The 6,646-nt window shown below is 50.7% G+C and carries 7 protein-coding genes; all 7 read right to left on the bottom strand.

Features of this window, described 5'->3' with window-relative positions; translation table 11 throughout:
* Positions 1-344, bottom strand: a 344-nt coding sequence (locus Q0256_RS10400) for an FAD-dependent oxidoreductase (RefSeq protein ID WP_297962782.1), incomplete at its 3' end; no start/stop codon positions are given.
* 243 nt (positions 345-587) lie between these two features.
* On the bottom strand, positions 588-1,220 hold the full coding sequence (locus tag Q0256_RS10395) for a uroporphyrinogen-III synthase (protein WP_297962781.1): 633 nt from the start codon (positions 1,218-1,220) through the stop codon (positions 588-590).
* A 622-nt stretch (positions 1,221-1,842) separates the two neighbouring features.
* Positions 1,843-3,231 (bottom strand): argininosuccinate lyase, encoded by a 1,389-nt coding sequence (gene argH / locus Q0256_RS10390; protein WP_297962784.1) that lies wholly within the window; start codon positions 3,229-3,231, stop codon positions 1,843-1,845.
* 189 nt (positions 3,232-3,420) lie between these two features.
* Positions 3,421-4,050: an NAD(P)H-dependent oxidoreductase gene (locus Q0256_RS10385; protein WP_297962779.1), complete on the bottom strand. Its 630-nt coding sequence runs from the start codon at positions 4,048-4,050 to the stop codon at positions 3,421-3,423.
* Between the two features lie 9 nt (positions 4,051-4,059).
* Positions 4,060-5,250 (bottom strand): hypothetical protein, encoded by a 1,191-nt coding sequence (locus Q0256_RS10380; RefSeq protein WP_297962777.1) that lies wholly within the window; start codon positions 5,248-5,250, stop codon positions 4,060-4,062.
* Positions 5,247-6,074, bottom strand: a complete 828-nt coding sequence (locus Q0256_RS10375) for a hypothetical protein (protein ID WP_297962775.1) — start codon at positions 6,072-6,074, stop codon at positions 5,247-5,249. The genes Q0256_RS10380 and Q0256_RS10375 overlap by 4 nt, the downstream gene beginning before the upstream one ends.
* A 1-nt stretch (position 6,075) precedes the next feature.
* Positions 6,076-6,646, bottom strand: a 571-nt coding sequence (locus tag Q0256_RS10370) for an enolase C-terminal domain-like protein (RefSeq protein WP_297962773.1), incomplete at its 5' end; no start/stop codon positions are given.

Here is a 6,646-nt window from a genome sequence, read left to right as displayed (position 1 = left end):
CTAAGTCCTTTTACGCTCTCAAACTCATACTCCGCTCCGCTAGCTATCACGAGGTAGTCGTAGTTCAAATTTGACCCGTCCTCTAGCTTGACGGAATTTGCCCCCGGATCGATGGAAGCGGCATTTTGCTTTATCCATTTTACGCCGTCCGGGATCAAATTTGATTTTTCGTAGGTTATGTCTTCGGGCAGATAGTGACCGGCTGCGATGAGCGTAAAGCCGGGCTGATAGTAGAAGTACTCGTCCTTATCAAGGACCGTTAGTTCGGCGTTTGGCATATCTCGTCGTAATTTCGCCGCTAGGCTGATGCCGCCTAGACCGCCGCCGATTATTAGGATATTCAATGAAGCCTCCGTAACGTAAAAAACCCAAGTGAGCGTTGCGTAAAAAGAATCGGCTCAAACAAAGCCAATCTTGCAACTAGGAAAAATCTCTAGGTCGCAACCCGTAACTTTAACAAAAGCTCGAGCCGAGCCGCGTCACACGGACCTCTCACGTCGTCGCTTATACAAATATGTTGAACCCTCATATAAAACGCTCTCGCTTCACCCAGGCTTGGGCAAAATTATAGTCAAAATTTGCTTAAACTATGGCAAAAGCGCCAGATCGACGCAGGATTTTATCGACATTCTTTCGCAGATTATCGGCTCGCAAAACTCGCTCAAAACGCTCGCCGTCGTCTTGCCGATACAGATCACCTTGTAGCTCCCGTCCCAGCCGAAATTTGCGGTAAAGCCGCGAACGTTTTTAGGCGAGGTAAAAATCAGTGTGCTGCCTTGCGGCGGCTTTGCGGCGGCGGGGAGGCTGAGGATAGAATTTTCGTAGGCGATCACGCTTTGCAGCCGCACGCCGGCGCTAGATAGAATTTGCTCCAGCTTCGATACCGTCTGCCTCGCGCGCAGATACAGCGCGTCTGCGCCTTGCAGGAGCGGCGCGATCTCCGCGGCAAACTCATTTCCGTGCCCGTGCTGCGCCGTGTAGATATCGCGAAATCCAAACTCGCGCGCAGCCGCAGCGCACGGCTCACCGATAGCGTAAACGGGCGTATCTAAATCAGGCGAAATTTCATTAAATTTTATCGCCGCCACCGCATTTTTGGAGGTAAAAATTAGCGCGCCCGTCTGCGCAGGCAGGCTAAATTTGAAAAATTTTATCTCGCAGACCGCAAGCTGCCTCACCTGCGGATGATCAAATCTCGTATTAGACACCAAATATATCAAAACGCCCTCCATGTTTAAATTTGCTTGAGCCTCGCCCCTGTCTTCACGACGCGCAGAAACGAAAAAAATGCCGCTTCATTTGCTTCGATTAAATTCCATTCGCGCCTTATCGATTACGTGCACACCGCTTAACGCCCAAATTTGCTCTGATTAAACTTCGCTCCGAGCCGCTTTCGGCGCCGTTTAAGGCCTGCCCGCAAAGCCTGCTCGCACTTTTTTAGCCACGCTTAAACAACCCCATAGCGGCACGCTTTTTAAAATTTTATCTCGCGCCTAAATTTGCAACCAAGCACTCCACTTTGCGCCGGCTCGGTCTTTTAAATTTAACTTTATAACCTCAGGCGCCTGCTCTAAAGCCAGCTTAGAGTGCGCTGTCATTTTTAAATTTGCGCAGTCATTACCCGCGGCGGGTGCTTAAAACACTGCCACGAGGCCCGCTCCGTACACAGCAGACGTATTACATAGCTCGCCAAATTTTAAAATCACAACTATGAATTTTAAAATTTTGCCGATCTAACCCTTAAATCTCGGTATCAGATTGTATCCGTTTATCTCGCGCGCTTCAAGCGGCATGCTCTCACCCAAACTTAGCACCAAATTTCGCCGAGCATCCGTGCGGTACTTAGCCCCTTAAATTTATCCCTTTCAACCACTCGTTTAAAATTTCAATCTGCGCCGCCACGCTCTCATTTGCCGTGCCTCCTTGCGACTTGCGCGCCTCCTTAGAAGCGTTTAGATCAAGAAATTTAACCGCACCCGCGTCCAAGCTTTCATCCACGCTTGCAAGCTGCTGCGCATTTAGCTCGCTCAAATCTAGGCCCAAATTCTCCGCATACGCCACAGCCTTGCCCGTGATGAAGTGCGCCTGGCGAAAGGGTACGTTTTTCTCCCGCACCAAAAAGTCGGCCAGATCGGTCGCCGTGAGGTGCCCGCGCCTGGTCATCGCTAGCATATTTTGCTCGTTAAATTTAGCCGTTTTTAGCATCTGTTTTAAAATTTCAAGGCTCGCAAGCGCGGTGGCGACGCTATCAAAAACGCCCTCCTTGTCCTCTTGCATGTCCTTGTTGTATGCTAGCGGCAAGCCCTTCATCACCGTTAGCAGCGCGACGAGATTGCCGTTTACGCGCCCCGTTTTGCCTCGTATTAGCTCGGCGACGTCGGGGTTTTTCTTCTGCGGCATGATCGAGCTGCCCGTGCTGTAGGCGTCGCTGATCGTGACAAATCCGAACTCCTGCGAGCTCCACAAGATGAGCTCCTCGCACAGGCGCGACGCATGCGTCATCAGCACGCTTACGTTAAACAAAATCTCCAACGCGAAATCACGGTCGCTGACGCTATCCATCGCGTTTGGCGTCACTCCCGCAAAGCCTAGCTCTCGCGCGACAAGCTCGCGGTTTATCGGATGCGGCGTGCCCGCAAGCGCGGCAGAGCCTAGCGGACAGAGGTTATTTCGCTCGCGCGAGCTGGCAAATCGCTCGTAGTCGCGGCAAAACATAAACGCGTAAGCTAGCAAATAATAGGCAAGGCTCACGGGCTGGGCGTGCTGAAGGTGCGTGTAGCCGGGCATCAGCGTATCCGCGTGCTCGCTTGCGATATCTCGCAGTGCGGCGACTAGCTCGCAGATTTTTTCGGCGATTACAGCCCCGCTTTTAAGCACGTAGAGGCGAAAATCAAGCGCGACCTGATCGTTTCTGCTGCGCGCGGTGTGCAGCCTACCGCCAAGATCGCTTCCGATGAGCTCGCTTAGGCGCTTTTCGACCGCCATGTGGATGTCCTCGTCGGCGGTTTTAAACTCAAATTTACCGCTTTTTATCTCTTCAAACACGGCGTCAAGCCCTGCGACGATCTTTTCGCTCTCGTCAGGCTTTAAAATCCCGCAAGCGCCAAGCATCCGAGCGTGCGCCTTGCTGCCTGCGATATCCTCCCGCCAAAGCGCCCTATCAAAGCCGATCGAGGCGTTAAACTCCTCCAAAAGCGCCGAACTCGCCTCGCTAAAGCGCCCCTCCCACATTTTTTTCACGCTCGCTCCTTCGTTTAAATTTTCGGTGATTTTATAAAATTTTAAATCTCGCCGCACAAGATTTGCAGGTGAGAAAAAGGCTAAAGCGCGATAAATTTCTAAAAAATGCGTGTGTTGCTTCGCACACCGGCTTTGGAATTTTGCGCGCTGTAAATTTAACGCCTTAAAGCCGTTTTTAATTTATTCGATCCACTTTACTACGTCATCCATGCCGCGGCGGATCTTTTGCGGCTGCGGGTTTACGCGGTAGCCGAAAGGTACGAGTAGCGCCACGCGGCGATCGTTCCAATCAATGCCTAAAATTTCATTTAGCGCCGCGCGATCAAAGCCCTCCATAGGGCAGCTGTCGATGCCGCGGCTTGCGGCCTCGTTCATCATCGCAAGTGCTGCGAACATGCACTGCGCGTGCGACCAATTAAATAGCTCCTCATCGTCGTTGTGAAAATAACCGCTTAAAAAATCTTGATAAAATTTATGCCTGTCGCCGATATATTTGGGCGCTTCATCTTTTTTACGTGTAATCATTCGCTCGATATAATCACTTCCTAGCTTTATGTCCTTGATCTTTGCTAAAATCACGACCAGATGTGAGCAAGAGGTGATCTGCGGCTGATTCCACGATTTTTCGCGAATCTGCTCGCGCAGCGCCTTGTTTTGCACAACCAAAAAGTCCCATTGCTCTAGCCCCGTAGAACTAGGTGCTAGGATGCCCGCCTGCAAAATAGCGTCGAAATCGGCTTTACTGATCTTTTTATTCTCGTCAAAAATTTTGCACGCGTGGCGAAATTTCATAATCTCTAAATGTGTCATAGTCTCTCCTTAATTAGAATTTTTGTAGATCAAATACCCGCCATCTTTGCGTCTGATGCTAAGGTTGCCCTCGCGCGAGCGCACGCCGATGCGGTAGTAGCCGTCCTCTTTGGTGACGTTGATGTCGCTAAAGCCGCCGATATTTACAGCAAAGCTCGCGCCGCTAAGCGGGATCTCTTGGCGCCAAAACTCCGCTTCAAGCGCGCCCGAAGCATTTGCGTCGGAGCTTTTGAAATCATCTGCGGTGATGAGCTGCACGCTGTCTTTGCGGATGACAAATTTTAGTCCATCGTCAAATTTAAGCGTCTCCAGCGGCAGCTCCAAACGCGGCGCGAAGCTAGGTGTGATACCGCTTTGCGAGACCTGCTTTTGTAAATTTGGATCAGTCGAAGTAACCGAGACGTCCAGTGCCCTATGTAGCGCAGGTTTGGCGCTCGCGCTTAGCACGAAATCATCGTGCCAATCAATCGAGCGATTGATATCAACGATCTTTTCGTGCAGAGCCCCGTCGTCGTCCCTATATCGCACGATCAGGCTTTCGATCGTAAGAGCGTCTGAAGGAAGCGCAAAGGTTTGCTGCGTGAAATTTTTAGGCGCGGGCGTATTTTGTGGCGTGGCGGCAGAGCTTTGCGCTGGATTGGAATTTTGCGAAGCAGATTGCGCGTTTTGTTGCATAGTGGAGTTTTGCACCGTAGAATTTTGATCTGTAGAATTCTGTGCCGCCTTGAAATTTTGCGCTACCGTAGAATTTGGCTTGCTTGCTTCCGGCGCAATCGGTAACTCATCAGGAGGCGGAAGCGTCGCAGCTGAAGGCTGCGCAGAAGAGTTCAGCTCCGTTTTCATGGCTTGCGAAGGAGCGCCGATGCCAGCTTTGAGCACAGGAGCTTTTTTCCCGGTCTGCGAGAGCTGCGCGCTCACGGCTTTTTTGGCGACGCTTGCTTTGACGCTGGAATTCGCTTCTACGGCGTTTTTTTGCATTGCTGCGGTAGGGCTTTTAGATGTTTCAGGTTTCATTACAGCTTGCTTTTTAGCGTTTGGGCTTTGCGCACCTGTTTTTGGCTCTTTAATCGCCAAATCGGTAGAATTTTGCTCTTTTACCGCGACGATGTTGGGTTTCGTAGCGTTTGAATTTGCGCCATTTAAATTCTCTGCGTTTAAAAAAGCGCAAAGACCTAAAATTAGCAAAGAAATTTTTCTCATTTTTTAAGGTCCGGATCGAGCGAGCGACGCTCTAAATAAAGCTTTTGCAGCTCAGCGTTTTCCTCTTTTAGCCGCTCGACGTCGGTGAATAAAAACGCCTTTTCTTTTTGCAGCTGGCGCAGCACCTCAAACGATCGTTTACCAAATAGCACGTCGCCCACGAAGATGCCCGCAAAAACGACACAGACGATCAGTGCAAGAGCTGCAAAAATCTGCTTAAGCGGTGAAAACGGATTGATAAAATTCAGCCGTTCTTTTAAATTTTTACGCTTCTTTGAAGCTTTTTTAGCGACAGGATCTGCGTTCTGCGGCATAAAAGAAAATCCTTGCGCAGCAGAATTTATGTCTTGTGCCGCAAAGCCAGTGCCATTAAAGTCGTGCTCTACGCTCTGAGCCGCGAAATCCGCGTCGTTTGGGAAGAGGTTTTCTTTCGCGTATAATTCTACATTCTTTAAATCGCCGCCCCCAATAAATTCCGCGCCGTAAAAGCTCGCGTCTGCTTGCGCGCTGCCTTCGTAGTTTCCGCTTGCAGCGGAGCTTTTACCGCTTAAATTAGAGCTGCTGCTTGTGGCTTCAGAGGCAGAGCCTGCTTCGTCTATACCGCGCGAAGCTCCGTTGCGATTTTTCCGGAAGCCAGCCCCTACCTCGCTAAAGCCTCCGCCAAAATTTTCATCGTTATAAAATTCTTCATCGTCAAAAAAATCGTCCTCGTCAAAGTTTGCGTCTGAATATCTGCCTTGCGTGTCCGTATAATCCGCTCCGTCCGCATAGGTGCGCTGCGCGCCGCCTTTTAAGCCCCGCTTGGACTTTTTTTTAAAAAACATTTTAAATTCGGCTTCCTAAAAACTCGTCCGTCTCGCGCTCGATCTCAAGCAGGCGGTTGTATTTGGCGTTGCGTTCGCTTCTTGAGGTCGCGCCTGTTTTGATTTGGCCTGTATTCATCGCGACGGCGAAGTCCGCGATAAAGCTATCCTCGCTCTCGCCGCTTCTGTGGCTCATCACGCAGCGGTAGCCTTTGCGCTGAGCTAGGCGGATCGTCTGCATGGTTTGGCTAACCGTGCCGATTTGATTTGGCTTGATCAAAATCGCGTTGCCTACGCCCTTGGCGATGCCTTCGCGTAAAATTTTCTCGTTCGTTACGAAAAGATCGTCGCCCACGAGCTGTACTTTAGAGCCAAGCTTGCTCGTTAGCTTCGCCCAGCCCGCCCAGTCGTCCTCGCTTAGGCCGTCCTCGATCGAAAATATCGGATACTTCTCGCAAAGACGTGCATATCGCTCGATCAGCTCTTCGCTGCTAAATTCCTTGCCTTCTAGCTTGTATTTGCCGTTTTCGTACAGCTCGCTGGCCGCGACGTCAAGGGCTAGCTTGATCTGCTCGCCTGCTTTGTAGCCCGCT

Source organism: uncultured Campylobacter sp. (assembly GCF_937949835.1).
Lineage (GTDB): Bacteria > Campylobacterota > Campylobacteria > Campylobacterales > Campylobacteraceae > Campylobacter_B.
This window is presented reverse-complemented; position numbering and strand designations above follow the sequence as displayed.

What these genes read in the sequence shown, in the direction of transcription:
- argH (WP_297962784.1), bottom strand. Translation starts at nt 3,231, where the DNA reads ATGTGGGAGGGGCGCTTTAGCGAGGCGAGTTCGGCGCTTTTGGAGGAG.
- Q0256_RS10385 (WP_297962779.1), bottom strand. Translation starts at nt 4,050, where the DNA reads ATGACACATTTAGAGATTATGAAATTTCGCCACGCGTGCAAAATTTTT.
- Q0256_RS10380 (WP_297962777.1), bottom strand. Translation starts at nt 5,250, where the DNA reads ATGAGAAAAATTTCTTTGCTAATTTTAGGTCTTTGCGCTTTTTTAAAC.
- Q0256_RS10375 (WP_297962775.1), bottom strand. Translation starts at nt 6,074, where the DNA reads ATGTTTTTTAAAAAAAAGTCCAAGCGGGGCTTAAAAGGCGGCGCGCAG.